We start from the raw sequence: 280 nt of genomic DNA on the forward strand, positions 1-280 counted from the left end.
TCAAGGCGAATAATGAAAGATTCTCAACCCAGGCCGGTGCGGGTGTTTCGATAAGTTAAGTATATCAAGGCGAATAATGAAAGATTCTCAACCACAATTTCGGGCTGGAACGCTCCGGGGGTAAGTATATCAAGGCGAATAATGAAAGATTCTCAACCAGTCAGGCTCAGGGATACCGAAGCCATCTAAGTATATCAAGGCGAATAATGAAAGATTCTCAACCATCGGGTCGGATTCGTAGCGGCCGGTCATAAGTATATCAAGGCGAATAATGAAAGAT

Origin of the sequence: Rothia sp. HMSC065C03, assembly GCF_001837295.1 — a bacterium.
Classification (GTDB): Bacteria; Actinomycetota; Actinomycetes; order Actinomycetales; family Micrococcaceae; genus Rothia.